This window comes from Pseudomonas sp. CM27 (genome assembly GCF_013179515.1).
Lineage (GTDB): Bacteria > Pseudomonadota > Gammaproteobacteria > Pseudomonadales > Pseudomonadaceae > Aquipseudomonas.
On record NZ_JABMCN010000013.1, the window covers coordinates 1 to 25,035 of the forward strand.

At 61.9% G+C, this 25,035-nt stretch carries 31 protein-coding genes, 2 tRNA genes and 2 pseudogenes; 16 read left to right on the top strand and 19 right to left on the bottom strand.

Going from position 1 to position 25,035, the window contains the following annotated elements:
- From HP547_RS03030 to HP547_RS03045, 4 genes and pseudogenes are all read right to left on the bottom strand, one after another.
- Positions 1 to 189, bottom strand: a pseudogene (locus HP547_RS03030) (hypothetical protein); the annotation flags it as partial.
- Positions 186 to 506 carry a hypothetical protein gene (locus HP547_RS03035; RefSeq protein ID WP_172285479.1) on the bottom strand — a complete coding sequence of 107 codons (321 nt, stop codon included), beginning with the start codon at positions 504 to 506 and terminating at the stop codon, positions 186 to 188. The pseudogene HP547_RS03030 and the gene HP547_RS03035, both read right to left, overlap by 4 nt.
- The gene (locus HP547_RS03040; protein ID WP_172285480.1) at positions 503 to 817 is read right to left on the bottom strand and encodes a hypothetical protein; all 315 of its coding nucleotides are present in this window, start codon (positions 815 to 817) and stop codon (positions 503 to 505) included. Before HP547_RS03040 ends, HP547_RS03035 begins: the two co-directional genes overlap by 4 nt.
- A gap of 135 nt (positions 818 to 952) precedes the next feature.
- The gene (locus HP547_RS03045) at positions 953 to 1,252 is read right to left on the bottom strand and encodes a Cro/CI family transcriptional regulator (RefSeq protein WP_172285481.1); all 300 of its coding nucleotides are present in this window, start codon (positions 1,250 to 1,252) and stop codon (positions 953 to 955) included.
- Positions 1,253 to 1,343: 91 nt separating this feature from the next.
- Between HP547_RS03045 and HP547_RS03050 the strand changes: the two genes are divergently transcribed.
- Positions 1,344 to 2,174, top strand: a complete 831-nt coding sequence (locus HP547_RS03050; protein ID WP_172285482.1) for an XRE family transcriptional regulator — start codon at positions 1,344 to 1,346, stop codon at positions 2,172 to 2,174.
- A gap of 36 nt (positions 2,175 to 2,210) precedes the next feature.
- Here the strand turns inward: HP547_RS03050 and HP547_RS03055 are convergent, their stop codons facing one another.
- The gene (locus HP547_RS03055; RefSeq protein WP_172285483.1) at positions 2,211 to 2,528 is read right to left on the bottom strand and encodes a DUF1654 domain-containing protein; all 318 of its coding nucleotides are present in this window, start codon (positions 2,526 to 2,528) and stop codon (positions 2,211 to 2,213) included.
- A gap of 157 nt (positions 2,529 to 2,685) precedes the next feature.
- Here HP547_RS03055 and HP547_RS03060 point away from each other — a divergent pair, with 157 nt between their 5' ends.
- The 8 genes from HP547_RS03060 (at position 2,686) to HP547_RS03095 (ending at position 5,604) form a co-directional block, all read left to right on the top strand.
- Positions 2,686 to 3,066: a LuxR C-terminal-related transcriptional regulator gene (locus tag HP547_RS03060; protein WP_172285484.1), complete on the top strand. Its 381-nt coding sequence runs from the start codon at positions 2,686 to 2,688 to the stop codon at positions 3,064 to 3,066.
- Positions 3,067 to 3,172: 106 nt separating this feature from the next.
- Entirely contained in the window at positions 3,173 to 3,610 is a 438-nt protein-coding gene (locus tag HP547_RS03065; protein ID WP_016489238.1) for a tellurite resistance TerB family protein, read from the top strand.
- A 246-nt stretch (positions 3,611 to 3,856) separates the two neighbouring features.
- Positions 3,857 to 4,048 (top strand): carbon storage regulator CsrA, encoded by a 192-nt coding sequence (gene csrA, locus HP547_RS03070; RefSeq protein WP_172285485.1) that lies wholly within the window; start codon positions 3,857 to 3,859, stop codon positions 4,046 to 4,048.
- A complete protein-coding gene (locus HP547_RS03075; RefSeq protein WP_172232703.1) occupies positions 4,038 to 4,265 on the top strand; it encodes a YlcI/YnfO family protein in 228 nt (75 codons plus the stop codon). Before csrA ends, HP547_RS03075 begins: the two co-directional genes overlap by 11 nt.
- Positions 4,252 to 4,815 carry a hypothetical protein gene (locus tag HP547_RS29445; protein ID WP_256676242.1) on the top strand — a complete coding sequence of 188 codons (564 nt, stop codon included), beginning with the start codon at positions 4,252 to 4,254 and terminating at the stop codon, positions 4,813 to 4,815. The genes HP547_RS03075 and HP547_RS29445 overlap by 14 nt, the downstream gene beginning before the upstream one ends.
- Positions 4,812 to 4,955 (top strand): hypothetical protein, encoded by a 144-nt coding sequence (locus HP547_RS03085; RefSeq protein ID WP_172285486.1) that lies wholly within the window; start codon positions 4,812 to 4,814, stop codon positions 4,953 to 4,955. Before HP547_RS29445 ends, HP547_RS03085 begins: the two co-directional genes overlap by 4 nt.
- Positions 4,952 to 5,359 carry a hypothetical protein gene (locus tag HP547_RS03090; protein ID WP_172285487.1) on the top strand — a complete coding sequence of 136 codons (408 nt, stop codon included), beginning with the start codon at positions 4,952 to 4,954 and terminating at the stop codon, positions 5,357 to 5,359. The genes HP547_RS03085 and HP547_RS03090 overlap by 4 nt, the downstream gene beginning before the upstream one ends.
- The gene (locus tag HP547_RS03095; protein WP_172285488.1) at positions 5,356 to 5,604 is read left to right on the top strand and encodes an AlpA family transcriptional regulator; all 249 of its coding nucleotides are present in this window, start codon (positions 5,356 to 5,358) and stop codon (positions 5,602 to 5,604) included. Before HP547_RS03090 ends, HP547_RS03095 begins: the two co-directional genes overlap by 4 nt.
- Here the strand turns inward: HP547_RS03095 and HP547_RS03100 are convergent.
- The 7 genes from HP547_RS03100 to dapA form a co-directional block, all read right to left on the bottom strand.
- Entirely contained in the window at positions 5,601 to 6,218 is a 618-nt protein-coding gene (locus HP547_RS03100; protein WP_172285489.1) for a HEPN domain-containing protein, read from the bottom strand. The genes HP547_RS03095 and HP547_RS03100 overlap by 4 nt on opposite strands.
- A 16-nt stretch (positions 6,219 to 6,234) precedes the next feature.
- The gene (locus tag HP547_RS03105) at positions 6,235 to 7,212 is read right to left on the bottom strand and encodes a site-specific integrase (RefSeq protein ID WP_172285490.1); all 978 of its coding nucleotides are present in this window, start codon (positions 7,210 to 7,212) and stop codon (positions 6,235 to 6,237) included.
- Positions 7,213 to 7,321: 109 nt separating this feature from the next.
- A tRNA-Ser gene (locus tag HP547_RS03110) sits at positions 7,322 to 7,411 on the bottom strand.
- A gap of 91 nt (positions 7,412 to 7,502) precedes the next feature.
- Positions 7,503 to 8,213, bottom strand: coding sequence for a phosphoribosylaminoimidazolesuccinocarboxamide synthase (purC, locus tag HP547_RS03115; protein WP_016498342.1), 711 nt, complete (start codon positions 8,211 to 8,213; stop codon positions 7,503 to 7,505).
- 30 nt (positions 8,214 to 8,243) lie between these two features.
- Entirely contained in the window at positions 8,244 to 9,002 is a 759-nt protein-coding gene (locus HP547_RS03120) for an MBL fold metallo-hydrolase (RefSeq protein WP_172219408.1), read from the bottom strand.
- Positions 9,003 to 10,121: an outer membrane protein assembly factor BamC gene (bamC, locus tag HP547_RS03125; protein WP_172219407.1), complete on the bottom strand. Its 1,119-nt coding sequence runs from the start codon at positions 10,119 to 10,121 to the stop codon at positions 9,003 to 9,005. It abuts the gene before it with no gap.
- A 15-nt stretch (positions 10,122 to 10,136) separates the two neighbouring features.
- Positions 10,137 to 11,024 (bottom strand): 4-hydroxy-tetrahydrodipicolinate synthase, encoded by an 888-nt coding sequence (gene dapA, locus HP547_RS03130; RefSeq protein ID WP_172219405.1) that lies wholly within the window; start codon positions 11,022 to 11,024, stop codon positions 10,137 to 10,139.
- A gap of 259 nt (positions 11,025 to 11,283) precedes the next feature.
- Here dapA and HP547_RS03135 point away from each other — a divergent pair, with 259 nt between their 5' ends.
- Positions 11,284 to 11,844, top strand: coding sequence for a glycine cleavage system protein R (locus HP547_RS03135; protein WP_172219404.1), 561 nt, complete (start codon positions 11,284 to 11,286; stop codon positions 11,842 to 11,844).
- Between the two features lie 11 nt (positions 11,845 to 11,855).
- The gene (locus HP547_RS03140; protein ID WP_172285491.1) at positions 11,856 to 12,329 is read left to right on the top strand and encodes a peroxiredoxin; all 474 of its coding nucleotides are present in this window, start codon (positions 11,856 to 11,858) and stop codon (positions 12,327 to 12,329) included.
- A 130-nt stretch (positions 12,330 to 12,459) separates the two neighbouring features.
- Here HP547_RS03140 and HP547_RS03145 read toward each other — a convergent pair whose 3' ends face one another.
- The gene (locus HP547_RS03145) at positions 12,460 to 13,530 is read right to left on the bottom strand and encodes an AI-2E family transporter (RefSeq protein WP_016488640.1); all 1,071 of its coding nucleotides are present in this window, start codon (positions 13,528 to 13,530) and stop codon (positions 12,460 to 12,462) included.
- A 19-nt stretch (positions 13,531 to 13,549) separates the two neighbouring features.
- Positions 13,550 to 13,789, bottom strand: coding sequence for a sulfurtransferase TusA family protein (locus HP547_RS03150; RefSeq protein WP_172219401.1), 240 nt, complete (start codon positions 13,787 to 13,789; stop codon positions 13,550 to 13,552).
- A gap of 122 nt (positions 13,790 to 13,911) precedes the next feature.
- Between HP547_RS03150 and HP547_RS03155 the strand changes: the two genes are divergently transcribed.
- Positions 13,912 to 15,348 carry a M48 family metalloprotease gene (locus HP547_RS03155; RefSeq protein WP_172219399.1) on the top strand — a complete coding sequence of 479 codons (1,437 nt, stop codon included), beginning with the start codon at positions 13,912 to 13,914 and terminating at the stop codon, positions 15,346 to 15,348.
- Between the two features lie 118 nt (positions 15,349 to 15,466).
- On the opposite strand, the gene nadA is transcribed toward HP547_RS03155, so the two are convergent.
- Both nadA and HP547_RS03165 read right to left on the bottom strand, forming a co-directional pair.
- On the bottom strand, positions 15,467 to 16,525 hold the full coding sequence (nadA, locus tag HP547_RS03160; RefSeq protein ID WP_172219397.1) for a quinolinate synthase NadA: 1,059 nt from the start codon (positions 16,523 to 16,525) through the stop codon (positions 15,467 to 15,469).
- 278 nt (positions 16,526 to 16,803) lie between these two features.
- Entirely contained in the window at positions 16,804 to 18,312 is a 1,509-nt protein-coding gene (locus HP547_RS03165) for a YdgA family protein (RefSeq protein ID WP_172285492.1), read from the bottom strand.
- Positions 18,313 to 18,757: 445 nt separating this feature from the next.
- On the opposite strand from HP547_RS03165, the gene HP547_RS03170 reads away from it, so the two are divergent.
- From HP547_RS03170 to HP547_RS03180, 4 genes and pseudogenes are all read left to right on the top strand, one after another.
- A complete protein-coding gene (locus HP547_RS03170; protein ID WP_172285493.1) occupies positions 18,758 to 20,110 on the top strand; it encodes an APC family permease in 1,353 nt (450 codons plus the stop codon).
- Positions 20,111 to 20,395: 285 nt separating this feature from the next.
- Positions 20,396 to 21,385, top strand: a pseudogene (locus HP547_RS29880) (HAMP domain-containing protein); the annotation flags it as partial.
- A 102-nt stretch (positions 21,386 to 21,487) separates the two neighbouring features.
- Positions 21,488 to 22,243, top strand: a complete 756-nt coding sequence (locus HP547_RS29885) for a methyl-accepting chemotaxis protein (protein ID WP_372242847.1) — start codon at positions 21,488 to 21,490, stop codon at positions 22,241 to 22,243.
- Between the two features lie 127 nt (positions 22,244 to 22,370).
- Positions 22,371 to 23,330 carry a cation diffusion facilitator family transporter gene (locus HP547_RS03180; RefSeq protein ID WP_172219389.1) on the top strand — a complete coding sequence of 320 codons (960 nt, stop codon included), beginning with the start codon at positions 22,371 to 22,373 and terminating at the stop codon, positions 23,328 to 23,330.
- A 174-nt stretch (positions 23,331 to 23,504) separates the two neighbouring features.
- Here the strand turns inward: HP547_RS03180 and HP547_RS03185 are convergent.
- From HP547_RS03185 to queE, 3 genes are all read right to left on the bottom strand, one after another.
- Positions 23,505 to 23,580, bottom strand: a tRNA-Lys gene (locus HP547_RS03185).
- A gap of 60 nt (positions 23,581 to 23,640) precedes the next feature.
- Positions 23,641 to 24,315, bottom strand: coding sequence for a 7-cyano-7-deazaguanine synthase QueC (queC, locus tag HP547_RS03190; protein WP_172219387.1), 675 nt, complete (start codon positions 24,313 to 24,315; stop codon positions 23,641 to 23,643).
- A 15-nt stretch (positions 24,316 to 24,330) separates the two neighbouring features.
- Positions 24,331 to 24,978, bottom strand: a complete 648-nt coding sequence (queE, locus tag HP547_RS03195) for a 7-carboxy-7-deazaguanine synthase QueE (protein WP_172219377.1) — start codon at positions 24,976 to 24,978, stop codon at positions 24,331 to 24,333.
- Positions 24,979 to 25,035 lie beyond the last annotated feature (57 nt).

Consider the following 25,035-nt stretch of genomic DNA (forward strand, 5'->3'; position numbering starts at 1 on the left):
TTCGCCGGCTACAGGATTGTCGAATCCGCCGAGCGAGGGCACCACATGCGCCCAGTACAAGGCTTTGATCAACTTGAAAGACTCGCGGGCTTCGTTGAAGCGTGCGATGTCGGCTGCGGTGAGGGTAACGTCACTGACGATCTCGCCGTGCAGGCCATCTGGCTGCCATGCTGGGATAACTTGGTTCATGCCGCACCTCCCGCGCGACGAACTAGCGAGGCAGGTTTGTGTGGCGCGCGTTGGGCGCTTTCATTCTGCGGCGCAACACCGGCATGCGCAGCGATAACCAGCGCTAGGGCGCTTTCTGCCGCAAAGAAAACCAAGGACGCCTGGATCGATATCGAGGAGATTTGCATAAGCTCACGAACACCACCAATTGCCACTTGAAGTCGATCAATTGCTGCATCAAGCGATTCGTGAACTGGTATGCCTCCGGCAGCTTGCAGAACATCATGCAGGCCGTGCACTGAGAAAGGATGATCAACGGTTTCAGGGGTGTGTTTCATCGTGCCCCCTCCGCTAGCTCAACCGAAACAACGCTAGAGTCGATCAACGCCTTGGCCTCGCGCACCAGGGCCCGAATTGCATAGGCTTGATGCACGCTGTCGCCGTCGGCAACCAGGTCGCCGAGTAGAGCCTCGGCAGAGGAAAGGCTGGCACTTGCCACATTCATAGCGTCACCGCAGCTGATACCTTCTACAACGGCAAACAGACTGCCACCGCTGACCGGGCTGAATTCTGATACTCGGGTCACCAGCAGACTGGCAAGCACGCTCTCTTGCGCGCTTGAAGCCGTGGTGTTATTTTTTGGGTGCATGAAATCGTCTCCAAGTGACGAAGATTCAAGAAGGTCCCCGGCAAGGGACCGGATTTAAAGAACCCGCCGGCAAGCGGGTTTTTTGTTGCCTGCTGAAAAGTCAGCCCGACAACAAAAACTGGGCAGCGCAGGCGCTCATAAGCTCGCCAGCGCCGTACTGGATGAATTCACAGCAGATTCGTTGGTCTGCGCGTGATGGCCTCTTGCTGGTACCTTTTGTTCCAAGGTCGGAAGAGATTCCGCCAGCGATGGACGAATGCACGAAGCGGCGAACCGCCCATGAGTTTTGGCCTGAATGATTAGCGCCATATCAGCAGAGCACCCATGGACGCCGCGCACCCAGCCGCTGACAGTACCTTGCGTCACGCCGAGCGCTTTCGCTGTTGCCACCTGGCCGCCAAAAAACTTGACCAGGTCATTGAAGATTTCATTCATGGGCTTAACGCCGAATAGAGGTATGCCTTTACTGTATTTTAGAGGCATACCTTTTTGCAAGGAAAAAGGCTAACCATTAGATTGGTGCGTTATGGAACTCAAAGATCGACTCAAACACGCCCGCCGCCTGAAAGGGCTTACACAGACCGAGCTGGCCGAAAGGGCAGGCATCGCGCAAGCCTCAATCTCGGAAATCGAGAGGGGGCTCTCCCGATCCAGTAGCCACCTGGTGAAGATCGCCCAGATCTGCGGGGTTGATGCGCTTTGGTTAGCGGAGGGAGTGGGTAGCATCCCCAGGCCAACTGAGGATGGCTACGCTCTCGTCGGAGAGGAGATACAGAAGCTCTCGGCTGCTGATATGGTCAGGCAGATGCTGGAGAAAACGGGCTCGGGCCTGTCGGAAGAGGCGCGCAATCGTCTGCTTCAGGCTGCCGAAGAGACCGACTCACACCCTAGCGACAGCTCTGCAAAGGTGGTGGCCAAACGTGGCTCCTCCGGCGATATGATCAGAATTGCACACTATGACGTGCGGGGAGCAATGGGTGGCGGCCAAGTGACGCACGACTACCCAGAAATGCTCAAAGACGTTCGCGTCAGCTTGAGCCACCTGCGGGAACTGGGGCTTGACTTCAAAGAGCCACATCACCTCAAGCTAGTCACTGGATGGGGTCAATCAATGGCTCCAACCATCAAGGACCGCGACCCGTTGATTGTCGACGTGACTGTTCGCGAGTTCATCGGCGATGGAGTGTATTTCATCTCCTGGTGCGGCCATGAGTACATCAAGCGCCTCCAGGTTGCAGACGAAGACCACTTTGAGATGATCTCCGACAACCCGAAACATAAGGACAGGATGATCCGTAAGGAAGAGACCTACATCCAGGCAAAGGTCCTATACGTCTGGAATGGCAACCTGCTGTAACGCGCCGAGCCTGGGGCCCAGCGCTCAAAAGCACCCTTAAAACGGGGAAACTACCTCCTCTTCGGCTTCTACCCCCTCCATCGCCAAGGTGGAGGTCTGCTCTTCATCGGCCTCCCACTGAAGCGTCACGCTTCCATCATCGCTGAAGGTCATATCTATCCCAGGGGTTTCAGCAATCATGCTCATGACCTCCTCCCAATTCTGATCGCTATCAGTATCAAGCTGGTGAATTGTGACCCACCTCTGGGTCTGAGCTATCGGGTGATTGATCATCGAAGAAATCCTCAAGACCAAGCGTTCCATGCCTGTCATCTCCGTGCGCTGCTCTGCCGCTTGTTTTTTTTGCTTGGCCACAACCTTCTCCTGATTACTGTATATCCATACAGCAAAGGGTACCCAAGCGATACTGGCCGATGGAAGTACCGCAAAAAAATAAAGGTATACCTGTTGACATGCTAATAAAGGGAAACCATTATTCGCCACATCAACTAACTCGCACGGAGCGAATCACATGAACGCACTGACCTTCGGTAATTGGACTGGCAGCCTTGGGCTGGGCTTAGCGGAACGCGAGCTTCAGTGCGTCATGGCCGTGGCATGCGGGCTGACAAGCAAAGAAGCAGCCCGTGAGCTCGGTATAGCCAAGGACACCATCGACAAGCGCTTGCTTGCGGCCAGCACCAAACTAGGTGTGATCAAGCGTGCGCAGCTCGTGGCAGAAGCGATGCGAAGAGGCCTGATTTCCCCGATGGTCTTGACTATCTGCGCTGTGCTGGTTGGGCATTCCGTATCCAGCGCTGACGAATTCACACGCGTACGCCGTCAAGGCGAACGCAAGGTTGAAACCCGTATCGCAACCCGGCGCGCTGAGTGCGCCCTGGCGGTGGCGTGACGCTACCCGCCTGACCTGATCCAACCCTGATTTTGCGAAAGCCAACAAACGCGGCAGGCCACCGGCTTGCTTGAAGAAAGCTCCACCAACCCAAGAGGAAAGACCCATGTTCGGTATTGGAAAGAAACTGTTCGGCGCCAAGCGCGCAGTCAAGAAGCTGGAAAACCGTGACCTGATGCAAGCCATCGTCGGTGGCTGCCTGCTGGTGGCGGCGGCTGACGGCGAGATCAGCAAGAACGAGGCGGCTCAGATCGACATTCAGATCCGGGCAAACAAGAACCTGGAGCACTTCGGCCAAGAGATCACCGCCACCGTGAACCTCTTCACCGAGCAACTGCAGGCCGGTTTCCGCCTGGGACGCATGAACATCATGCGCGAGATCGCGGACATCAAGAACAACCCTCTCGATGCCGAGGAGGTGTTCGTGAACATGATCACCGTTGCCGAGGGCGACGGAAATATCAGCCCCGAAGAACTCAAGGTCCTGGCCGAGGTTGGTGTGCAGCTGGGCTTGCGCCCCAAAGACTTCGGTATCGAGGCTTGAAGCGCAAGCACATTGGCCTGGGCGCGGTTGTAGGGCTTGCCCTGTGCGCACTCTCAATCGCCGCCGCTGTGAACTGGGGGGGCTTGCCAATGGTACGGCTACCAGACTGAGCGGCACACCAAGTTCGCGCCCTACGTCGGCTGCATGGTGAAAACCACCGGCGGCTGGGTGCCACGCAACGAACTGCGCACAACACAGTGAATTGAAGGGCGGCAATCGCCGCCCTCCCCTACAAGGAGTTTGACCATGTTGATCCTAACTCGCCGCGTAGGCGAAACCATCCGCATCAACGACGACATCAGCGTCACCGTCCTTGGCGTCAACCGCATGCAGGTTCGCCTGGGTGTTGAAGCGCCGGCGGACGTTGAAGTGCACCGCCAGGAAATCTACGAGCGCATTCAGGCGCAAAAGGGAGAGGAGGTGAGCCATGAGCTTTGAATACGGCTCCCGCGAAGCGGACAAATTCGTAGTGCGCTTGCCTGACGGTATGCGTGACCAGGTTGCAGCGGCAGCCAACGCAGATGACCGCAGCATGAACAGCTTGATCGTCACCGCGATCCGCAACGAGCTGGATGGGCGTGCGCGCGTCAACGCCCTCCTCGATGCGCTCGCCAAGGCAGCAGATGCTAAGGGGACTCCACATGCAGTCGCCTGACCGTATCACCCTGGTGGTGCGCCCTGCCGACGGTCACACGCTGGAGGAGATCAAATCCTACGTGCGGCTTGAGGCATATGTGCAATTGGGCAACGGCCTGGCCGTGATCGCTGGCGCCAGCGAGGGCGACTTGCAATGGGAGCTTGAGAAGGCCCTTGCCCGTGCCGGCGGTGCTCCGCAGATGGTGGCTGTGTACACGCCTTGGACCGATGTGCAGGTGCTGGACTTCCTGTCGGTCGCGCTTCGTCACGTTGTGGTGGAAGGCGACCTGCAGTTCAGCGACATCAACGACGCCATGCGCTATATGGCCGAGAAGGGTCAGCCAGCCTTCTGCAAGGCGTTCGGTATCGACGACCACGTCAAGCTGGTGGCCGACGCACGCCGGTACCGGTTGCTGCGTGACCGTGAGCGCATCGAAGATCCAGATGAAGACCTGCTGGTGGTGCGCGGCGACAACTGGCTCTCCGCCGAAGAACTGGATCAGGAGATCGATACCGCTCTGCGTCTGGAGGCCTTGGAGCAGCAGGTGGTGCAGGAGCAGCAGCCATGAGCCAGGCCGGCCTGCTCCTGCTGCTGTGGGATGCTCTGCAGCAGCGCGACACAACCTTTGGGCAGGTCCTCGACCTGTCCGCTGCCTGCGGCCTGGACGGGCGCCGGGTGTTGGCCGACCACTTCCGGGGGGCTTCATGAGCAAGCGGGATGTCAGTCAGGCAGCGATGGAGATCATCGAGTCGATGGGGCTCAAGCGGGGCCGCGGGCGGATCAACTCGGTAGTGTCGAGATCGGCCGCAAAGGCACCAGCTCCGCATGCCGTCGACCAAGGCATCAAGACCTCAGGCGTAGCAATGCCTGCAATTGGGCCAATCAACCGCCTCATGTACCTGGAGGCGAGGCGCTGGGCCGTTGACCTGGTCGCCTCGCTGCAGGGTTCGCCGGCCCAGGTAGTAGTAGACCGATTGGCCGGAGCAACGGTAGGCCGGCCTGGCAGCTATGTCGCCGGTATCGAATCAGTAATCAATGAACTGAAGGCAATTGACGTGACAGATCAGCGTGACAACCAGAATCTGGCGCGTCAGGTCGGGAGGACGGAATGAGCGAAGAAACCGAGGTGCTGACGGTCGAGGGCCTGGCCAAGCTGCTGGGCCGCACCGAGGCGTCGATCAGGGAAGGAATTCGCCGTGGGGTACCGTGGCTGCCCAAGAGCTTCAAGATGGGCAACCGGCACTGCTGGCTGAAAGAGGACGTGCGCAAGTTCCTTCGCGAGTTTAGGGATGGAGAGCATCAGAAGCCAAAGCCTGGTCGCAAGCGGAAAGCTCCGCCGCCTCTACGTGTGGCCTAGCGGATCAAATCAATAGCCGTGACCAAATCGTCCAGCCAGTCAACATCTTCAATCGTCTGGTCAACGCTGATGTCATTGAACACCACATGTCGCGGTCTGGATTTCCTCATGATGTCACCCTCATGAACAATCTGATTACGCCTGTGAACTATGTGATTCAGCCGAGCCTTGAGTGCAGCCGTTGGCTCTCCAAGTTGCTCGGAAATCTTCCTCCAGCCGCCGCTAATACCTGCCATGGACATCGCCACACTCAGCTGGTCGAATGACTGGAAAGTCTCCGATAGCAGCTTTTTCTGCATAGCATTCTTTACCTGCACCCAAGGGCGAATCTTGTTCCTATTCTCTACTACCGAGTCAGCCAGATGCGCCATGCTCGAAAAGGGAACAGCCAACTTAGCCAATGCCGGAGGGAGGTCCTTCCCCTTTCGAACATCAGATAGTTTGTCGTAAACCAGCCAGTGCATATACGAATCGACCGCACTGACCGCCATGACCAGAACGGACCGACAGATATCATCCTTGACGTGATCCTGGCCTGGTTCAAAGGTTGAAAGCATGAGCAAGTTGCAGCGCGCGAAGCAGGCGCCAGAAGCATCGATGGGCTTGAATGACAACTCAACGTTCCCTGTGTTAACCGAGTTTCTCAGCGAGGTCCTGCGGGCTGAGGTGTGTGTAGCGCTTTAGCATCGCCAGGGTCTTGTGACCCGTGATACTCGCGACCTCCATCATAGTGAAGCCGCGTTCAAAGAAACGACTGGTCGCCTCATGGCGGAGGTCGTGAAGACGTAGGCCTTCAATCCCAGCGGCCACGCAGGCCCGGGGGAAGTAGTTGCTGATCGTGTTGAGCGCCAGGTTGAAGTACCGGCCGCCACCGATCGGCGTGGGCAACCCCTCTAGGAGGGCGATCGCCCGGGAGGACAATGGCACAGCACGCCGCTCGCCATTCTTGGTGTCTTCCAGGTAGGCTACTTTGCCGCGCACATGGTCTCGGCGCAGCATCAACAGCTCAGACCGGCGCATCGCCGTCTCCACCGCCAACTCAATGAACACAGGAAGCTGTGCATTCATCTGGCCGGCTGCCTTGTACAGCGCGGTGAGCTCAGCCGGCGTCGGGCGCCGATCCCTTTCTTTGCTGCCCTTCGGCATCCGAATCGCCCGACACGGGTTGGCCAGCCCTTCAATACCCCATTCCTTGGTGGCCACCGTGAAGAGGTGGCTGATCACCGCCAGGTTGAGGCGGACTGTCGCCGTCGACTTGCCTTCCTTGAGCTCAGCATCGCGGTAAGCGGCCATGTCGCTCGAGCGGATCGCGGCAAGGCCCTTGCTGGCAAGCTTGTGCTCTTTCCACTTTTTAATGCGGACCTGCTCCTGCCTGGCGCCCTTCTTGGTCGACGTGACCTCGGACAGATATCGATCCAGGGCCTCGGCCAGCGTGGTGCTCTCAGCCTCGCGCATGTCGACAAACCGCGCACGCGACATGTCACCCTCGATCTCGGCGGCCCATCGCTGGGCTTCTGCCTTGGTGTCAAAGGTGGCGGAAAGGGTTGGATATCCTTTGCGGCGGATCTGGGCACGCCAGGCGTCACCGCGCTTCTCGTAGTAGGCCATGGCGGAATGATAGCGAACGCTTGGGGGAATTACACGCTCCCCCATTCCCCCAAAATTCCCCCAAACGAAAAAAGCCCCGAGGGCTATACAGCGCTCGGGGCCTTTAATATGGCGGAGAGATAGGGATTTGAACCCTAGGTACTGTTGCCAGTACAACGGATTTCGAATCCGTCCCGTTCGACCACTCCGGCATCTCTCCAATGCCGCGCATCATACCAGCGTTCTTTTGAAACGCAAACCTTTTTTTAAAAAAAGTCGCGTGGTATCAGGCGCTTGCGTGAACGCGTCGCTTACAGCGGCACGCCCAGGCGCTTGGCAACTTCTTCGTAGGCTTCGATCACGTCGCCCAGGCCCTGGCGGAAGCGGTCCTTGTCCATCTTCTTGCGGGTTTCCTTGTCCCACAGGCGGCAGCCGTCGGGGCTGAACTCGTCGCCCAGCACGATCTGGCCGTGGAACACACCGAACTCCAGCTTGAAGTCGACCAGCAGCAGGCCGGCGTCATCGAACAGCTTGGTCAGCACTTCGTTGACCTTCAGCGACAGCTTTTTCATTTCCACCAGCTGCTCGGCGGTGCCCCAGCCGAACGCGACAACGTGGGATTCGTTGATGAAGGGGTCGCCCTTCTCGTCGTTCTTCAGGAACAGCTCGAAGGTGGACGGCTCCAGCTTGATGCCCTCCTCCACGCCCAGACGCTTGACCAGGCTGCCGGCGGCGTAGTTGCGCACCACGCATTCGACCGGGATCATGTCCAGCTTCTTCACCAGGCACTCGTTGTCGCCCAGCAGCTTGTCGAACTGGGTCGGCACGCCGGCTTCTTCGAGCTTTTGCATGATGAAGGCGTTGAACTTGTTGTTCACCGTGCCTTTGCGGTCGAGCTGTTCGATGCGCTTGCCGTCGAACGCCGAAGTGTCGTTACGGAACAGCAGGATCAAGCGGTCGGCGTCATCGGTCTTGTAAACCGATTTGGCCTTGCCGCGGTAGAGTTCGTCGCGTTTTTCCATGATTGGGCTCCGCTTGCTTGAGGTGTTGGGCTAGGCGATTTCGCGCCAGTCGAGCCCGTGTTCCTGATTCGCCACCTGGAGCCAGTCCGGGTCGCACCCAAGGGTGTCGACGAAGCACTGGCGGGCCAAGTGTGGCAGGTTGTTCTTGCTGCTGAGGTGGGCCAGCACCAGGTGTTGCAGGTTGCTCCAGCCCAACTCGTGCACCAGGCGCGCGGCCTGGTGATTGTTCAAATGCCCTTGCATGCCACCTACCCGCCGCTTCAGGAAGGCCGGGTAGTGACCGCGTGCCAGCAGGTCGCGACAGTGGTTGGCCTCGATCAGCAACGCATCCAGGCCCTGGTAACGCTCCAGCAACAGCGTGTCGTACGAGCCCAGGTCGGTGAGCATGCCGAAGCGCCGCTGGCCGTCGCCGATTACGTACTGCAACGGTTCAAAGGCGTCGTGCTCGACCCGCGCGGCGGTGACTTCCAGGCTGCCGATGCGCAGGGTTTCGCCACAAGCGAGAAAACCGGCCACCTCCACCGGCTTGCGCATGCCACGCAAGGTCCCTTGGCTGAGGTAGACCGGTACATTGTAGCGCCGTGACAGCAAACCCACGCCATGCACGTGGTCGGCATGCTCGTGAGTGACCACGACTGCGCTGAGCTGCGCCGGCGACACCCCGAGCAGCGCCAGGCGCCGCTCGGTCTCGCGCAGGGAAAAGCCGCAATCGACCAGGATGAACGTGTCACCACTGGCGATCAGCGTGCCGTTCCCTTGGCTGCCGCTTCCGAGTACCGCGAAGCGCACTTAGCCCAGGTGGTCCTGGATGGCGCTCAGCACGCGGCGGGCGACATCGGCCGGAGCCACGGTGTTGATGTTTTTCTCGACCGTGACCTGCACGCTCTCACCCACCTTGCTCAGGCGCACCTGGTAGCGCTCGGCGCGGGCTTCACGCTCTTCCTTGGTCGCCTCGCTGCCGAACAGGCGGCTGAAGAAGCCCGGCTGGTTCTGCTTGTCGTCAGGCTTTTCGGACAGGTTGATGTAGTACAGGCCCAGGCTGCGGTTGATGTCCTCGACACGCCACTCGCCCCCCTGCTCCAGGGCACGGCCCACGCCGGACCAGGCGCGGTCCAGGTCGGCACCAAGGTAAAGCACCGGGTTGCCACTGCCGTCTTCGCTGAGGCTGACGCGGCTTGGCGCGTCGAAATCGCGCGCGGCCAGCAGCGACACCGAACCGCCCTTCTCGGCGCTGCGGTTCATGCTGGCAAGCATTTCGTCGACCAGCAGCGCATCGGCGCCGGTGTTGGCGGAAGTGGACGGGAACGCAGGCTCGGCAGTGCTGCCGGCCGGGCGCTCGACGCTGACCACATACACCTCGGAGGTGTTGCGCTGCACGCCAGGCTCCATGCGCACACGTACGCGCACTTCGCTGTCAGCGCTGCTGGCGGTGCTGGCCAGGCGCTGGCCGAGCGATGCCGACAGCTCATCGAAGCGCTGCCAGGTGGTGTTGAATTCACCGGTCTGCGGGCGCTCTTCAGCAATGCGGAAGCCGTTGTCCTCGAAGAACTGGCGGGCCACCGGCCAGACTTCGGCCGGCGAATGCTGGGCCAGCACCCAACGGCTGCTGCCGCTGCGCTGCAGGCTGTAGTCGGTCACCGGGGCGCCGCCGGTCAGCGGCTGCGGGCGCGGCACTTCGAACTCGCCGGTTGCGCTGTCGTCGGCGACGTTGCGCGGAATAGGCAGCAGCGGGTCAAGCCGCTTGACGCTGCTGGCGTCCGGCGGCAACTGCATCGGCGCGGTGGGGTGCGCCTGCAGGTAATCGCTGCCGCGGTCGCGGAAATAGCCATCCTCGCCCCACAGCCAGCCACACCCACTGGTGCTGGAGATAATCAGGGCAAGGGCGGAAAGACCAGCCAGTCGCTTCATGCGGTGTACTTCCTCTTAAACCAGTACGCCGGACTGGCGCAAGGCAGTACGGACTTTTTCGTGGCAGCCTTCGCTCAGCCAGGTCAGTGGCAGGCGAATGCCTTTTTGCATCAGGCCCATCTCGACGAGCGCCCATTTCACCGGAATCGGGTTGGCTTCGCAGAACAGGTCTTTGTGCAGCGGCATGAGTTTTTCGTTGATTGCGCGGGCCTTCTCGGCATTGCCCGCAAGGGCGGCCTCGCACAGATCGGCCATTTCGCGTGGGGCGACGTTGGCGGTAACGGAGATGTTGCCCTTGCCGCCCATCAGGATCAGCTCGACGGCGGTCGGGTCGTCGCCGGACATGACGATGAAGTCCTTGCTGACGCCGTCAAGGATGGCCTTGGCACGGACCAGGTCGCCGGTGGCTTCCTTGATACCGATGATGTTGGGCACGGTCGACAGGCGGATCACGGTCTCGGCCTGCATGTCGCAGGAGGTGCGGCCGGGTACGTTGTAGAGGATCTGCGGGATGTCGACAGCTTCGGCGATGTGCTTGAAGTGCAGGTACAGGCCTTCTTGCGTCGGCTTGTTGTAGTACGGCACTACCAGCAGGCAGGCGTCGGCGCCGGCATTCTTGGCGTTCTGGGTCAGGTGCACGGCTTCGGCAGTGGAGTTGGCACCCGTGCCGGCGATGACCGGGATCGGTTTTTTGCTGCGCTTGACGCGCTCGACCACGTGCTTGATGACCAGGATGTGTTCTTCGACATCCAGCGTGGCGGACTCACCGGTGGTGCCGACCGCAACGATTGCGTGGGTGCCGTTTTCCAGGTGGAAGTCTACAAGTTTGTCGAGGCTGCCCCAGTCAACACGCCCTTGTGCATCCATGGGTGTGACCAGTGCCACCATACTGCCCGCAATCATGTAACTGCTCCTGCCGGAAAAAGAGAGCGGTAATGGTACTGGGGGCATCGGCCTTGCACAAGCGAAGCAGGCGGGCGGAGCATTCCCCTCGGCGGCTTATTTCGCTACCCTTGCCCCTTTGATCGGTGCAGCGCGGCCCGCCGGGCCGTCGACCTTGCTCCCCGCCAGCGTCCACGACCTCGCATGCGAGCCCCGGGCCCTGCCGACAGGAGGCTTTCGCCCGTCCTGTGCCGACCGCTCATCGCTTTAGGAATGCTGCATGTCCACCCCCACCGTCCGCGAACAATTTCTTGTCATCAGTGCCCTGGGCCCCAACCCCATGGAGCTGGCCAACGTCCTCAGCCGCGCTGCCTTCGAAAACCGCTGCGCGGTGGTCACCTCGCGCCTGAGCCGCCACGGCGAGACCAGCGCCCTGGTGCTGCAGGTTGGCGGCAGCTGGGACGCCCTGGCCCGCCTTGAGGCGTCGCTGCCGAGCCTGGGCAAAAAACATGGCCTGACCCTTGACGTGGTGCGCAGCGCCGACCAGGAGGTGCGCCCCCAGGCCCTGCCTTACGTGGCCTACGTCAGCGCTGCCTATCGCCCGGACATCATCAACGAGCTGTGCCAGTTCTTCCTCGACCACCGCGTCGAGCTCGAAGCCATGACCTGCGACACCTACCTGGCGCCGCAAACCGGCAGCAGCATGCTCAATGCCCAGTTCACCGTGATCCTGCCGGCCGGCACCCAGATCAGCTGGCTGCGTGACCAGTTCCTGGACTTTGCCGATGCCTTGAACCTCGATGCGCTGATCGAGCCATGGCGCCCACAGAACCCGATGTAAGGAAACCGACCATGGCTGTAGCACTCGACCAACCCGTTGCCGACTTCCAGGCCCAGGCCACCAGCGGGCAGCCCGTCAGCCTGGCCGAACTCAAGGGCCAGCAAGTCGTGCTGTACTTCTACCCGAAGGACAGCACCCCGGGCTGCACCACCGAAGGCCAGGGTTTCCGCGACCAGCATGATGCCTTTGCCGCAGCCAACACCGTGGTGTTCGGCGTTTCGCGCGACGGCATCAAGTCGCACGAGAACTTCAAGGCCAAGCAAGGCTTCCCGTTCGAACTGATCAGCGACAAGGACGAGGCGCTGTGCCAGCTGTTCGACGTGATCAAGCTGAAGAAGCTGTATGGCAAGGAATACATGGGCGTTGACCGCAGCACCTTCCTGATCGACAAGGACGGTGTGCTGCGCCAGGAGTGGCGTGGGGTGAAAGTACCCGGGCATGTGGATGCCGTTCTGGCTGCTGCCCAAGCCCTGAACAAGGCTTGAGATTGATGGGGCTGCCTTGCAGCCCATCGCCGGCAAGCCAGCTCCCACAGGCAATGCACAGGGCTTGAATGCGATGAGGTCGGTGTAGGAGCTGGCTTGCCGGCGAAGGGCCGCAAAGCGGCCCCAACAATCACAGCATTGGCGAAACGCTAGGCTCCTGCCGCGGCCAGGCATCCAGCACCGCCTTGATCAGCGTCGCCAGCGGGATGGCAAAGAAAATCCCCCAGAACCCCCATAGCCCGCCAAACAGCAGCACCGCGCAGATGATCGCCACCGGGTGCAGGCTCACCGCCTCGGAGAACAGCAGCGGTACCAGCACGTTGCCATCCAGCGCCTGGATGATCGCGTACACCGTCATCAGGTAGATGAACTGGTCACCCCAACCCCACTGGAACAACGCGATCAAGGTCACCGGCACGGTCACCACCACCGCCCCCACGTAAGGCACCACCACCGACAACCCCACCAGCAACGCCAGCAGCGCGGCGTAGTTGAGCCCCAGGCTGATGAAGGCGATGTAGGTGGCAATGCCGCAAATCAGGATTTCGATGCCCTTGCCACGGATGTAGTTGGCAATCTGCCGGTTCATCTCGCTGCCCACCCGGTTCAGTAGGGCGCGCTGGCGCGGCAGGTAGCCGCTGACCCAACGCCCGATCAGCTCGCGGTCCTTGAGGAAGAAGAACACCAGGATCGGCACCAGCACCAGGTAGATCATGGCGTTGACCAGCAGCGGCAAGCTGGACAGCGAGAAGGTCAGCGCCCACTGGCCGAACTTGCCGATTTCACCGCGCACCGACTCGATGGCATGCAGCACCTGCTCGTCCGACACCAGGTGCGGGTAGCGCTCGGGCAACAGCAACAGCAGCGACTGCCACTTGCCGAGCATGCCCGGTAGCTCGTTGAACAGGGTGATCAGCTGGTGCCACAGCAGCGGCACCAGCACCAGCATGAACACCGCCAGTGCGCCCATGAACAGGGCGAACACCAGCATCACCGCCAACCGCGTGGGTACGCGCAGGCGCTCCAGGGCGTTGACCAGCCCCTGCATCAGAAACGCCAGCACCATGCCCGCCAGCACCGGCGCGAGCATGCCGCCCAGGGTAAGCACTGCGGTAAAGGCCAGGAACAGCAGGACCGCCAGCACCACTGCCTCCTCATCGGAGAAGTAGCGCTGCATCCAGTCGCGAAGCACTTTGAACATTGACGATCCTTGGTAAGACTCAGGCCTTGCGCAGCCAGTAGGTGTAGGTGCCGGCCTCGGCCGTTTCCCGCAGCAGCGTATGACCGGCCAGCCGGGCGAAAGTGCGGAAGTCACGCTGGGACCCGGCGTCGGTGGCGATCACCTTCAGCACTGCGCCGCTGGGCAGGCGGTTGAGCTCCATCTTGGCCTTCAGCAACGGCAAGGGGCAATTCAGCCCGCTGGCGTCCAGTTCGGCGTCGCAGGTCGGGGTGTCACTCATCGCAGGGCTCTCCAATGGCATTGCCGGGCTGCCGTTTGTTCGGGCCGGCTAGAATAGCGCCACTGGTCGCCAACGTGTGAGCCCGCTACAGTAGGTATCTTTGACCGACGCGAGCTTCATGCATGAATCTACTGCGCCCTACCCTGCTGACGCTGGCCTGCCTGTTGGCCCTTCCCGGCCATGCTGACGACCTGCCATCGCTGGGGGACGCCAGTTCCGCGATCGTCTCGCCGCAGCAGGAGCACCAGCTGGGCCGCGCCTGGCTGAGCCTGCTGCGCGGCCAGGTCAACCAGCTGAACGATCCGCAACTCAAGGACTACGTCGAAACCAGCGTGTACAAGCTGGCCGAGACCAGCCAGCTGCAGGACCGGCGCCTGGAGTTCATCCTCATCGACAGCCGCGAGCTCAACGCCTTCGCCGCCCCGGGTGGCATTGTCGGGGTCAACGGCGGCTTGTTCCTCAACGCGCAGACCGAAGGCGAGTACGCCTCGGTGCTGGCCCACGAACTGGCGCACTTGTCGCAACGCCACTTCGCCCGCGGCGTCGAGGCCCAGCAACGCATGCAATTGCCGATGATGGCGGCGCTGCTGGCAGGCATCGTGCTGGCGGCGGGCGGCGCTGGCGATGCAGGTATCGGCATGATTGCCGGTACCCAGGCGGCGGCCATTCAGGAACAGCGGCGCTTCTCGCGGCAGAATGAACAGGAAGCCGACCGCATAGGCATCCAGAACCTGGAAAAGGCCGGCTATGACCCGCGCAACATGCCGACCATGTTCGAACGCCTGGCACGCCAGTATCGCTATGACGCCAAGCCGCCGGAATTTCTGCTGACCCACCCCGTTACCGAATCGCGTATCGCCGACACCCGCAACCGCGCCGACCAGGCGCCCAAAGGCGGCGTCGAGGACACCGCACGCTACCAGCTCATTCGCGCCCGGGTGGCGCTGACCTACGAGGGCACACCGGGGCTGGCCGCCAAGCGCTTCCGCGCCCAGCTGGACGAGGACCCCAAGCTCGACGCCGCGCGTTATGGCCTGGCCCTGGCGCAGATCAAGGGCGGCCAGTTGAACGAAGCACGCGAGCTGCTGAAGCCGCTGCTCGCCAAGGCACCCAACGACATCACCTACAACCTGGCGCAGATCGACCTGGATATCACCAACAACCGCCTGGCCGACGCGCAGCAGCGGGCCGAGCGGATGCAGGGGCTGTACCCAGGCAATTACCCGCTGAAACAGGTGCGTGCCGATTTGCTGGTGAAGCAGAACAAGCCGGCCGAAGCGGAGAAGGTGCTGAACGACCTGGTCAAGAGCCGGCCGGATGACCCGGACGTGTGGTACGACATGGCCGAAGTACGGGGCTTGTCGGGCAACACCATCGGTTTGCACCGGGCGCGGGCCGAGTATTTCACTCTGGTCGGGGATTTTGACCAGGCGATCCAGCAGCTCGATTATGCCAAGCGCCGGGCGGGCGGCAACTTCCCGCTGGCCTCGCAGATTGACCAGCGTCAGCGCGAGATCATGGAACAGCAGCGCATGGTTCGGGAAATGATGGGGCGCTGAGGATTTTGGGGGCGCTTTGCGCCCCTTTCGCGACACAAGGCCGCTCCTGCACGGGATCGCATTCGCCTGTAGGAGCGGCCTTGTGTCGCGAAAGGGCCGCAAAGCGGCCCCAGCAATCTCAGGCGTTACCGGACAGTTTCAGCCGCGCCGCCTGGGTAAAGTCCAGCATCCGGTTCAGCGGCTTGATGGCCTTGGGCACCAGCGCCGGGTCGACGAAGATTTCATCGCCACCATTGCGCAAGCAATGCAGCACCCGCTCCAGGGTGTTCATCGCCATCCACGGGCAGTGCGCGCAGCTGCGACATGCCGCGCCGTTACCGGCGGTGGGCGCTTCGACGAACTCCTTGTCCGGGCACAGCTGCTGCATCTTGTAAAAGATGCCACGGTCGGTTGCGACGATGAAGGTCTTGTTCGGCAGGGTTTGCGCCGCCTTGATCAGCTGGCTGGTAGAGCCCACCGCGTCGGCCAGGTCGATCACCGACTCTGGCGACTCCGGGTGCACCAGAATGGCCGCGTCCGGGTACAGCGCCTTCATGTCGGCCAGTTGGCGCGACTTGAACTCTTCGTGAACGATGCAGGCACCGTCCCACAGCAGCATGTCGGCGCCGGTCTGCTTCTGGATATAGCGGCCCAGGTGCTGGTCCGGCCCCCAGATGATGGTCTCGCCGTTGTCCATCAGGCTTTCGACGATTTCCAGCGCGCAGCTTGAAGTCACTACCCAGTCAGCACGGGCTTTGACCGCAGCGGACGTGTTGGCGTAGACCACCACGGTACGTTCCGGGTGCTGGTCGCAGAAGGCCGAAAACTCTTCCACCGGGCAGCCGAGGTCGAGCGAGCAGGTGGCCTCCAGGGTCGGCATCAGCACGCGTTTTTCCGGGGTGAGGATCTTGGCTGTCTCGCCCATGAAGCGCACACCGGCAACAATCACCGTGTCGGCAGCGTGGTTCTTTCCGAAGCGGGCCATTTCCAGCGAGTCGGACACGCAGCCGCCGGTTTCTTCGGCAAGCGCCTGGATGACCGGGTCGCAGTAGTAATGGGCAACCAGCACGGCGTTCTGGGCCTTGAGCTCGGCAGCGATGGCCGCACGGTATTCGGCCTCCTGCTCGGCTGTCAGCGGGTTGGGCTGCTTGGCGTCGAGGTGGGCCTGAACCAACAGGCGTTCTGAAATCTGGGTCATGATCGCTGGACCTGCAGGCGCGCGTGCGCGTCAAATCGAGTGTATCACCCGGCCCTGGCAGATCGGCTAAGGGTGCCGGACGGCATACAAGCCGCCACGGCCCTCTGCGGGCGCGGATTATTATCGGAGGCCGAAGGCTACAGATAATCCAGCGATTACTAAAGGGGTTTTTGTGTTGCCTGTGCGGGCCTCTTCGCGGCCCCACCCGCTCCCACAGGAGTTGTGCAGACCCTGTGGGAGCGGGCGCGCCCGCGAAGGGGCCGGGACAGGAGAATCGATCAACCCTGCGGCGACAGCGCCGCCAGGTGCGCGGCCATGAGCATGGCAAACTCTTCCACGGTCATCTTGCGGCCATTGAAATCGACCATGCCGTCGGCATAGTGCAGGCTGCTGACCACATCGTTGCCCTGCACGGTGGCCATGCCGCTCTGCAGCGCCATCATGCCGACCATCTCCCCAGCCTGGCTGGATTGCGCAGCGATCGCCTGGGCATCGGTCTGGCCATCCAGCAGCGCCTGCAAGGTCGCCAGGTCGCCCATCATCGGCTTGGACAGCGACAGCTTGCCTTTCACCTCGGTGATCAACTGCTTGCTCAACTGGTCGGGCGGCAAGTCGAAGCTGGTCGGGGCAGCGAAGTTCATCGACAGGTCGAAGCGGCTTTCGCCATTGGCGGTCCTGAACGACAGGTTCTCTACGGCCACCTTGGGCTTGGCAGCCAGCAACGTGTGCAAGTCACCCTGGAACCTGGCCTTCTCGGCCTCGTCCATCCGGATTTGCGGCACCGACTGGCCGGCGGCAGCGGCGGCCTCGAATTCCGGCAGGTGCGCCTGGTACCACTTCGACAACGCTTGCAGCGCCGGGGCGTTGACCGAGGCGATGCTCACCGCCATCTGGGCCTTGCCCACCGCACGACCATCCCAGGTGATATCGCCCACCTTGTATTCGACATGTCCACCTACGGTATCCGGGCCGTCCAGGGCCTGCAGGGCGTTCTGCTCAAAGCCCTTGATCAGCAGCACCTGCTGCCTGGGCCCCAAGGTGACCTTGGCTTCAGCCAGCAGCAGATCGACGTTGCCCACGTAGATGGCGTCGTGCTGCGTGGCGGCCAGGTTACCCCCGACCTTCAGGCCATTGAGCTCGAAGGTGGCAGGCGGCTGGTCATCGCGCACCAGCTTCATCACGAAGCGGTCCGCATGGCCATGAAACTTCGAGGCTTTGCCCTCCCGGTCACCACTGACTTCCATCTGCATGCCCGAGAAGTCGATACTGTTGCCATCCGCTTCGTCGAGCTTGACCGGTGCCAGCTGGACCTGGCTTACCACATCGCCACCGTAGCCCAGGCTGGTCTGGGCACTGACCGGCGCCTTGTCACCCCCAGCGGCGAACCACGGCGCGGTCGTGTCGTCCTTCTCCAGCGTGCTGTTGCTGACCGCCAGTACCGGCATCAGCTTCAGCGACTTGACCCGCGACCAGGGGAACGGGCCGTGCTCGATCTGGTCAGTAACGCCCACGTCGAAGTTGACAACCTCGCCTTCACCCACGTTGATGTCGCGGGCCTTGAGCCGGTAGCGGGCAGTACTGCTGAAGAAATGCTGCTCCAGCGACACCCGCTCGATGCTCATGCTGCCGCCGGTACTTACCAGCGCCTTCTTGAGTTCGGCGTTGCTGCGAGCCACGGCGTTGTCCAGCTCTGCCGGCAGCTGCTTGCCGGTATACCAGGCGCCAGCGGTGGTTGCGACGGCAATGGCAACAGCCAGGCCGGAGAGGATGCGAACTGATTTCTTCATGAATAGAACCGATTGCTGTCCGTAGGGGCTTCGAGGGCGGCCAAGGCCACGCAGAGAGCGAAGAGTATCACCCCCGCCGGGGCCGGGCGCGGGCCCGGGGCGAAAAACCGACAATTCGGATGCGTCTGACAGATGAGTAAAAGCTCAGCTGACTTCGTTAATTTTTACGAACACACCAATTGATCAAAACCGCAAAAAAACGCGCAAAAACCGAACAAATACCGGTTTAAATCGATAAATATTTCAATTCAGTAACATCTTGTCATGTTTAACTTGACACCAACCTACCCATCGTTTTTTATTTTCACCACTTAGCGCGCTCCCCCCGCGCCTCCCGCCGCTCCAACATAAAAGGTGAACAACATGGAGCCCACCCGCTCGCCCTTGCCGCATGCGCAATCCCCCGTGCCCGCCGTTCACGCCCCGCAGCAGGAGCCATGCCAGCATGCAGCCTGACCACAGCGCTTCCGGCAACGGCCAATTGCGTAAAACCCTGCGCCTCTGGCACGTCATCATCATCGGTCTGGCCTACCTGACCCCGATGACCGTGTTCGACACCTTCGGCATCGTCAGCGGGATTACCGCCGGCCACGTGCCCAGCGCCTACATCCTGGCGCTGGCCGGGATCCTGTTCACTGCGGTGAGCTACGGCACGCTGGTAAAACGCTTCCCGCAATCGGGCTCGGCGTACACCTACACCCAACGCGCAATCAACCCCCACGTGGGCTTCCTGGTCGGCTGGTCGTCGCTGCTGGACTACCTGCTGCTGCCAATGGTCAATGCGCTGCTGGCCAAGCTGTACCTCTCGGCGATGTTCCCGGAAGTGCCGGAGTGGATATGGGTCGTGGGTTTCGTCACCCTGATCAGCCTGATCAACATGCGCAGCGTAAACCTGGTAGCCCACTTCAACCTGCTGTTCGTCGGCGTACAGGTAGCGATCATCGCCGTATTCATCTACCTGTGCGTGCGCGGCCTGGGCCAGGGTGAAGGGCTGGGCACCACCTGGAGCCTGCTGCCATTTGCAGACAACCAGACCCACCTGAGCGCCCTGGCTGCCGGCGCGACCATCCTGTGCTTCTCGTTCCTGGGCTTCGACGCGGTCACCTGCCTGTCCGAAGAAACCCGCGACCCGGCCAAGACCATCCCGCGGGCGATCTTCCTCACCGCCCTGATCGGCGGCGTGGTGTTCATCACCGTGTCGTACTTCATCCAGGCCTACTTCCCGACCATGGCACGCTTCCACGACCAGGAAGCAGCACTGCCGGAAATTGCCTTGTACGTTGGCGGCAAGCTGTTCCAGTCGATTTTCATTGCCTGCACCGTGATCAACACCATTGCCTCGGGCCTGGCCTCGCAAACCAGCGTGTCGCGCCTGCTGTACGTGATGGGCCGTGACAACGTGATCCCGGCCAGCCTGTTCGCCCGCCTGCACTCGCGCTACAAGACGCCGGTGCTCAACATTGCCGTGGTGGGCCTGATTTCGCTGTCGGCGATCTTCTTCGATCTGGTCACCGCCACGTCGATCATCAACTTCGGCGCGCTGGTGGCATTCAGCTTCGTCAACCTGTCGGTGATCAACCACTGCTACCTGCGCGAAGGCAAGCGCCGCGGCCTGGCCAACCAGTTGAAGTACCTGGTACTGCCAACAATCGGCTTCTGCATCATTGTTTCGCTATGGCTGGACCTGAACGCGAACTCGCTGATGTTTGGCGGCATCTGGGCACTGGTCGGGCTGGCTTACCTGGCCTGGCTGACCAAGGCCTTCCGCGCGGCGCCACCCAACTACGTCGCCGAATGACCCACGCCGCCAACAACGCCCGCGCCTGATCGCGGGCGTTGCCGTTGATCGAAAAGGAAAGCCCTCATGTCGCTGCGCCGCCTCTCCATCCAGTGGAAGATCACCCTGCTCGCCGGCCTGTGCCTGCTGGCCATTGTCGCCCTGCTGGTGGCCACGTCCCTGACCCAGGCGCGACGCAGCGCTGCTCTGGTCAACCAGGCCAACACCGCCATGCTCGACAGCAGCGCGCGCCAGCGCCTGCAGGCTCATGCCGAAACCCAGGCGCTGCGTATCCAGCGCTACTTCATGGACGCCTACCAGTACGGCAATGGCTTTGCCCGCCTGGTGCAGGTACTCAAGGCGCGTGGCGGCAGCGATCTGCGCGCCGAGCTGACGCGCCAGGCCCGCGCCAGCCTGGCCGGCAACCCGGATGTAATCGGCCTGTACCTGGTGTTCCAGCCCGATGCGCTGGACCAGCAGGACCGTCAGCACCTCGGCCAGGAGGCCCTGGGCAGCAATGAAAGCGGGCGCTTCTCGCTGTACTGGTCACAGCCCAAGCCCGGCACCCTGGAGCTTGAAGCCATGCCGGAAGCGATGCTCGGCGACGCCAGCATTGGTACCAATGGCGCGGCGAGAAACCGCTGGCTGACTTGCCCGCAAGATACCGCCAGAACCTGCATGCTCGAACCCTACCTCGACGAGGTCAACGGCCGCCAGGTACTGATGACCAGCATCGCCCTGCCCCTGCTGGAGCACGGCAAGGTGGTCGGCGTGGTCGGCCTGGACATCGGCCTGGCCAACCTGCAGCAGCTGAGCCTTGATGGCCGCCGCGAGCTGTTCGACGGCCAGGGACAGGTGAGTATTGCCAGCGCAGCCGGTCTGCTGGCTGGCAACAGCCGTGACGACAGCACGCTCGGCAAGCGCATGGACCCGGCAGTAGCCGACGGGATGCTGCGTGTAGCGCACCCGTTCACGCCGATCCCTGACGCCACCCCGTGGCAGGTGTTGCTCGAGCTGCCCGAAAGCGTGCTGCAGGCACCGGCAGTGGCCCTTAACCAGCGCCTGGATGCGCACAACCACAGTGCCAACCTCACCGGCCTGCTGACCGGCCTGGGCGCTGCCGTGGTCGGCTTGCTGCTGGTATGGCTGACGGCACGTGGCGTCACCCGGCCGATCCTGGCCGTGGCCGCGCGCCTGGAGGACATCGCCAGCGGCGAAGGCGACCTCACCCGCCGCCTGGACTACGCCCGCCAGGACGAACTGGGCCAGCTCACGGGCTGGTTCAACCGCTTTCTCGACAAACTGCAGCCGGTCATCGCTCAGGTCAAAGGCTCGCTGCAGGAAGCCCGCAACACCGCTGACCAGTCGGCCGCCATCGCCAGCCAGACCAGCAATGGCATGCAGCAGCAGCATCGTGAAATCGAGCAGGTAGCCACGGCGGCCAACGAAATGAGCGCCACCGCCCTGGACGTCGCCCACAACGCCTCGCAGGCAGCCCAGGCTGCACGCGCCGCCGACCAGGCCAGCCAGGAAGGCCTGCAACTGATCGACAGCACTCGCCAGGGCATCGACCGCCTGGCCGCCGGCATGAACACCGCCATGGACGAAGCGCGTGCGCTGGAAGGCCGCAGCGGGCAGATCGGGACAGTGCTGGAGGTGATCCGCACCATCGCCGAGCAAACCAACCTGCTGGCGCTGAATGCCGCCATCGAAGCGGCCCGCGCAGGCGAAGCCGGGCGTGGCTTTGCCGTGGTCGCCGATGAGGTGCGTGGCCTCGCCCAGCGCACCCAGGTCTCGGTGGAAGAGATCCGCCAGGTCATCGAAGGCTTGCAGCAAGGTACCCAGGATGTGGTGGGGGCCATGCATGAAGGGCAGCGCCAGGCCCAGGACAGCGCCGCGCGCATGGAGCAGGCGTTGCCGGCGCTGCAGCGCATTGGCGAGGCGGTGGCGGTGATCAGTGACATGAACCTGCAGATTGCCTCGGCAGCTGAAGAGCAGAGCGCGGTAGCCGAGGAAGTGAACCGCAACGTGGCCGGCATTCGCGATGTTACCGAAGCGCTGGCTGGCCAGGCCGACGAATCGGCACAAATCAGCCAGGACCTGAACCGCCTGGCCAACCAGCAGCAGGCGCTGATGGAGCAATTCCGCGTCTAGTCTGTGGGGGCCTCTTCGCGGGTAAACCCGCTCCCACAGGGTCTTGCACGGACCTGTAGGAGCGGGTTTACCCGCGAAGGGGCCCTGACCGGCAATACCGCACCATGGATTCAACCGAGCACAATTTATGCAAACCCAAAACAGATCCACCTTCTTCGACATCACCAGCGAACAGGGCCTGCTACGCACCTCGATCGCCGTCACGCTGTTCATCGCCACCATCGGCATCGGCTTCGGCATCGCCTCCGGCTCTTTCTCGATTGTGTTCGACGGTGTCTACTCACTGGTCGACGCGAGCATGAGCGGGTTGTCACTGGTGGTCGTCAAACTGATCACCTCGCACACCACCAGCGTGCAGATGTCGCGCAAGCTGCGCGAGCGCTTCACCATGGGCTTCTGGCACCTGGAGCCGATGGTGCTGGCACTCAACGGCATACTGCTCAGTGGGGTGGCCATCTACGCGCTGATCAACGCCGTCGGCAGCCTGTTGCAAGGCGGCCGTCATCTTGAATTCGGCATTGCCATGGTCTACGCGGTGCTGACCGTGATCGCCTGCGTGACCATCGCCGTTGTGGAGGCCCGCGCCAACCGCAAGCTGCAGTCGGACTTCGTGCGCATGGACGTCAAGGGCTGGGTGATGTCGGCCAGCATCACCGCAGCGCTGTTGATCGCCTTCTGCTTTGGCTACGCGGTGCAGGGGACGTCGCTGGAATGGGTGTCACCGTACATCGACCCGGCAGTGCTGGCGCTGGTGTGCCTGGTGATCGTGCCGTTGCCGATGTCTGTGGTGCGCCAAGCGCTGTCGGAAATATTCCTGGTCACCCCAGGCGACTTGAGACTGCACGTGGATGAGGTCGCCAAGGACTTCGTGGCCCGCCACGGACTGCAGTCCTACCGTGCCTACGTGGCCAAGGTCGGGCGGTCGCGGGAAATCGAGCTGTATTTCATCGTGCCAAAGGCCATGGGCGCGAAAACCATCGATGAGTGGGATGCCTGGCGGAACGAGATTGGTGATGCGGTGGGCGGTGAAGGGCCGGACCGTTGGCTGACAGTGGTGTTTACTGGCGACCCGGAGTGGGCTGAATAAGCGGGGGCGCTTTGCGCCCCATTCGCCGGCAAGCCAGCTCCCACAGGTACAGCGTGGGGCTTGGCCTGGATGCATCCTGTGGGAGCTGGCTTGCCGGCGATGAGGGCATTACAGAAAAAGGAAAACGAAAAAGCCCGCGACCATTTCTGGTAGCGGGCTTTGACGTACTGCGTATGGTGGGTCGTGTAGGATTCGAACCTACGACCAATTGGTTAAAAGCCAACTGCTCTACCAACTGAGCTAACGACCCATTTGATGGCGCGTATAATACTGATTTCTAACGAAAAATCAATACTCCATCAGAATTTTTTCAAAAATAGCGCGTCGGGTCCTCTACCCCGGCGGCCTTGAAGCCGTCAGCGCGCAGGCGGCAGCTGTCGCATTTGCCACAGGCACGGCCATCGTCATCGGCCTGGTAGCAAGACACGGTCAAACTGTAGTCCACACCACGGGCCATGCCGGCCTGCACAATCTGCGCCTTGCTCAGGTTCTGCAGCGGCGCTTGGATACGGAAGCCCTGCCCCTCTACACCCGCCTTGGTCGCCAGGTTGGCCATGCGCTCGAAGGCTTCGACGAACTCGGGGCGGCAATCCGGGTAACCGGAATAGTCCACGGCATTGACGCCAATGAAGATGTCGCGGGCTTCCAGCACTTCTGCCCAGCCCAGGGCCAGCGACAGGAACACGGTGTTACGCGCCGGCACGTAGGTGACCGGGATGCCTTCGCCCAGGGTTTCCGGCACGTCGATGCTGCTGTCGGTCAACGCCGAGCCACCAATGCCGTCCAGGTTCAGGCCAATGACCTTGTGCTCGACCACACCCTGGTCGCGAGCAACGCGGGCAGCAGCATTCAGCTCGGCGCGGTGGCGCTGGCCGTAGTCGAAACTCATGGTGTAGCAGCTGTAGCCTTCGGCCTTGGCCATGGCGACCACCGTGGCCGAATCCAGGCCACCGGACAACAGGATTACTGCGCGCTTCTCAGTCATGTTCTTGCTCCTCAATCAACGTCCGGGTTCGTCGTTCCACAGCAGCTTGTGCAACTGCAGCTGGAAGCGTACGGGCAGGTTGTCGGCAACGATCCAGTCTGCCAGGTGACTGGCGTTGACCTGGTGGTGGCTAGGCGAGAACAGCACCTCGCCGGCACGCTCGGCCAGGTTGTACTGGATCAGCTTGGATACCGCCCAGTCGTAGTCCTCACGCGAACAGATGACGAACTTGACCTGATCGTTACGGGTCAGGTGTTCGATGTTCTGGTAAAGGTTACGGTGCGACTCTTCGGAGCCCGGGGTTTTCAGGTCGACTACGCGGCTGACGCGGGTATCGGTACCGGATATATCCAGGGCACCGCTGGTTTCCAGCGACACCTCATAGCCGGCGTCACACAGGCGCTGCAGCAACGGCAAGGCGTTGGGCTGTGCCAAGGGCTCGCCACCGGTGACGCATACGTAGCGCGGCTTGAAGCCGGCAACCTGCTCAAGGATCGAATCGAGGGTACGAATGGTGCCGCCGCTGAACGCGTAGGCACTGTCGCAGTACTGGCAGCGCAGGGGGCAACCGGTGAGGCGCACGAATACCGTGGGCAGCCCGGCCGTTCGCGTTTCACCCTGCAACGAGTAAAAGACTTCGGTGATGCGTAATGTGTCTTGCATGATCGCCTCGGGCGTGACAGCTAAACAGGCTGCCCGCCTCCTCAGGCACTGCCGCGG

Coding starts and splice junctions, on each gene's coding strand:
- queE (WP_172219377.1), bottom strand. CDS start 24,978: ATGCAAGACACATTACGCATCACCGAAGTCTTTTACTCGTTGCAGGGT.
- csrA (WP_172285485.1), top strand. CDS start 3,857: ATGTTGATCCTAACTCGCCGCGTAGGCGAAACCATCCGCATCAACGAC.
- HP547_RS03085 (WP_172285486.1), top strand. CDS start 4,812: ATGAGCCAGGCCGGCCTGCTCCTGCTGCTGTGGGATGCTCTGCAGCAG.
- HP547_RS03060 (WP_172285484.1), top strand. CDS start 2,686: ATGAACGCACTGACCTTCGGTAATTGGACTGGCAGCCTTGGGCTGGGC.
- bamC (WP_172219407.1), bottom strand. CDS start 10,121: ATGAAGCGACTGGCTGGTCTTTCCGCCCTTGCCCTGATTATCTCCAGC.
- HP547_RS03075 (WP_172232703.1), top strand. CDS start 4,038: ATGAGCTTTGAATACGGCTCCCGCGAAGCGGACAAATTCGTAGTGCGC.
- HP547_RS03105 (WP_172285490.1), bottom strand. CDS start 7,212: ATGGCCTACTACGAGAAGCGCGGTGACGCCTGGCGTGCCCAGATCCGC.
- HP547_RS03095 (WP_172285488.1), top strand. CDS start 5,356: ATGAGCGAAGAAACCGAGGTGCTGACGGTCGAGGGCCTGGCCAAGCTG.
- HP547_RS03180 (WP_172219389.1), top strand. CDS start 22,371: ATGCAAACCCAAAACAGATCCACCTTCTTCGACATCACCAGCGAACAG.
- HP547_RS03155 (WP_172219399.1), top strand. CDS start 13,912: ATGAATCTACTGCGCCCTACCCTGCTGACGCTGGCCTGCCTGTTGGCC.
- HP547_RS03035 (WP_172285479.1), bottom strand. CDS start 506: ATGAAACACACCCCTGAAACCGTTGATCATCCTTTCTCAGTGCACGGC.
- HP547_RS29885 (WP_372242847.1), top strand. CDS start 21,488: ATGCAGCAGCAGCATCGTGAAATCGAGCAGGTAGCCACGGCGGCCAAC.
- HP547_RS03135 (WP_172219404.1), top strand. CDS start 11,284: ATGTCCACCCCCACCGTCCGCGAACAATTTCTTGTCATCAGTGCCCTG.
- HP547_RS03045 (WP_172285481.1), bottom strand. CDS start 1,252: ATGAATGAAATCTTCAATGACCTGGTCAAGTTTTTTGGCGGCCAGGTG.
- HP547_RS03140 (WP_172285491.1), top strand. CDS start 11,856: ATGGCTGTAGCACTCGACCAACCCGTTGCCGACTTCCAGGCCCAGGCC.
- HP547_RS03170 (WP_172285493.1), top strand. CDS start 18,758: ATGCAGCCTGACCACAGCGCTTCCGGCAACGGCCAATTGCGTAAAACC.
- HP547_RS03090 (WP_172285487.1), top strand. CDS start 4,952: ATGAGCAAGCGGGATGTCAGTCAGGCAGCGATGGAGATCATCGAGTCG.
- purC (WP_016498342.1), bottom strand. CDS start 8,213: ATGGAAAAACGCGACGAACTCTACCGCGGCAAGGCCAAATCGGTTTAC.
- HP547_RS29445 (WP_256676242.1), top strand. CDS start 4,252: ATGCAGTCGCCTGACCGTATCACCCTGGTGGTGCGCCCTGCCGACGGT.
- HP547_RS03050 (WP_172285482.1), top strand. CDS start 1,344: ATGGAACTCAAAGATCGACTCAAACACGCCCGCCGCCTGAAAGGGCTT.
- HP547_RS03150 (WP_172219401.1), bottom strand. CDS start 13,789: ATGAGTGACACCCCGACCTGCGACGCCGAACTGGACGCCAGCGGGCTG.
- HP547_RS03065 (WP_016489238.1), top strand. CDS start 3,173: ATGTTCGGTATTGGAAAGAAACTGTTCGGCGCCAAGCGCGCAGTCAAG.
- HP547_RS03040 (WP_172285480.1), bottom strand. CDS start 817: ATGCACCCAAAAAATAACACCACGGCTTCAAGCGCGCAAGAGAGCGTG.
- nadA (WP_172219397.1), bottom strand. CDS start 16,525: ATGACCCAGATTTCAGAACGCCTGTTGGTTCAGGCCCACCTCGACGCC.
- HP547_RS03165 (WP_172285492.1), bottom strand. CDS start 18,312: ATGAAGAAATCAGTTCGCATCCTCTCCGGCCTGGCTGTTGCCATTGCC.
- dapA (WP_172219405.1), bottom strand. CDS start 11,024: ATGATTGCGGGCAGTATGGTGGCACTGGTCACACCCATGGATGCACAA.
- queC (WP_172219387.1), bottom strand. CDS start 24,315: ATGACTGAGAAGCGCGCAGTAATCCTGTTGTCCGGTGGCCTGGATTCG.
- HP547_RS03145 (WP_016488640.1), bottom strand. CDS start 13,530: ATGTTCAAAGTGCTTCGCGACTGGATGCAGCGCTACTTCTCCGATGAG.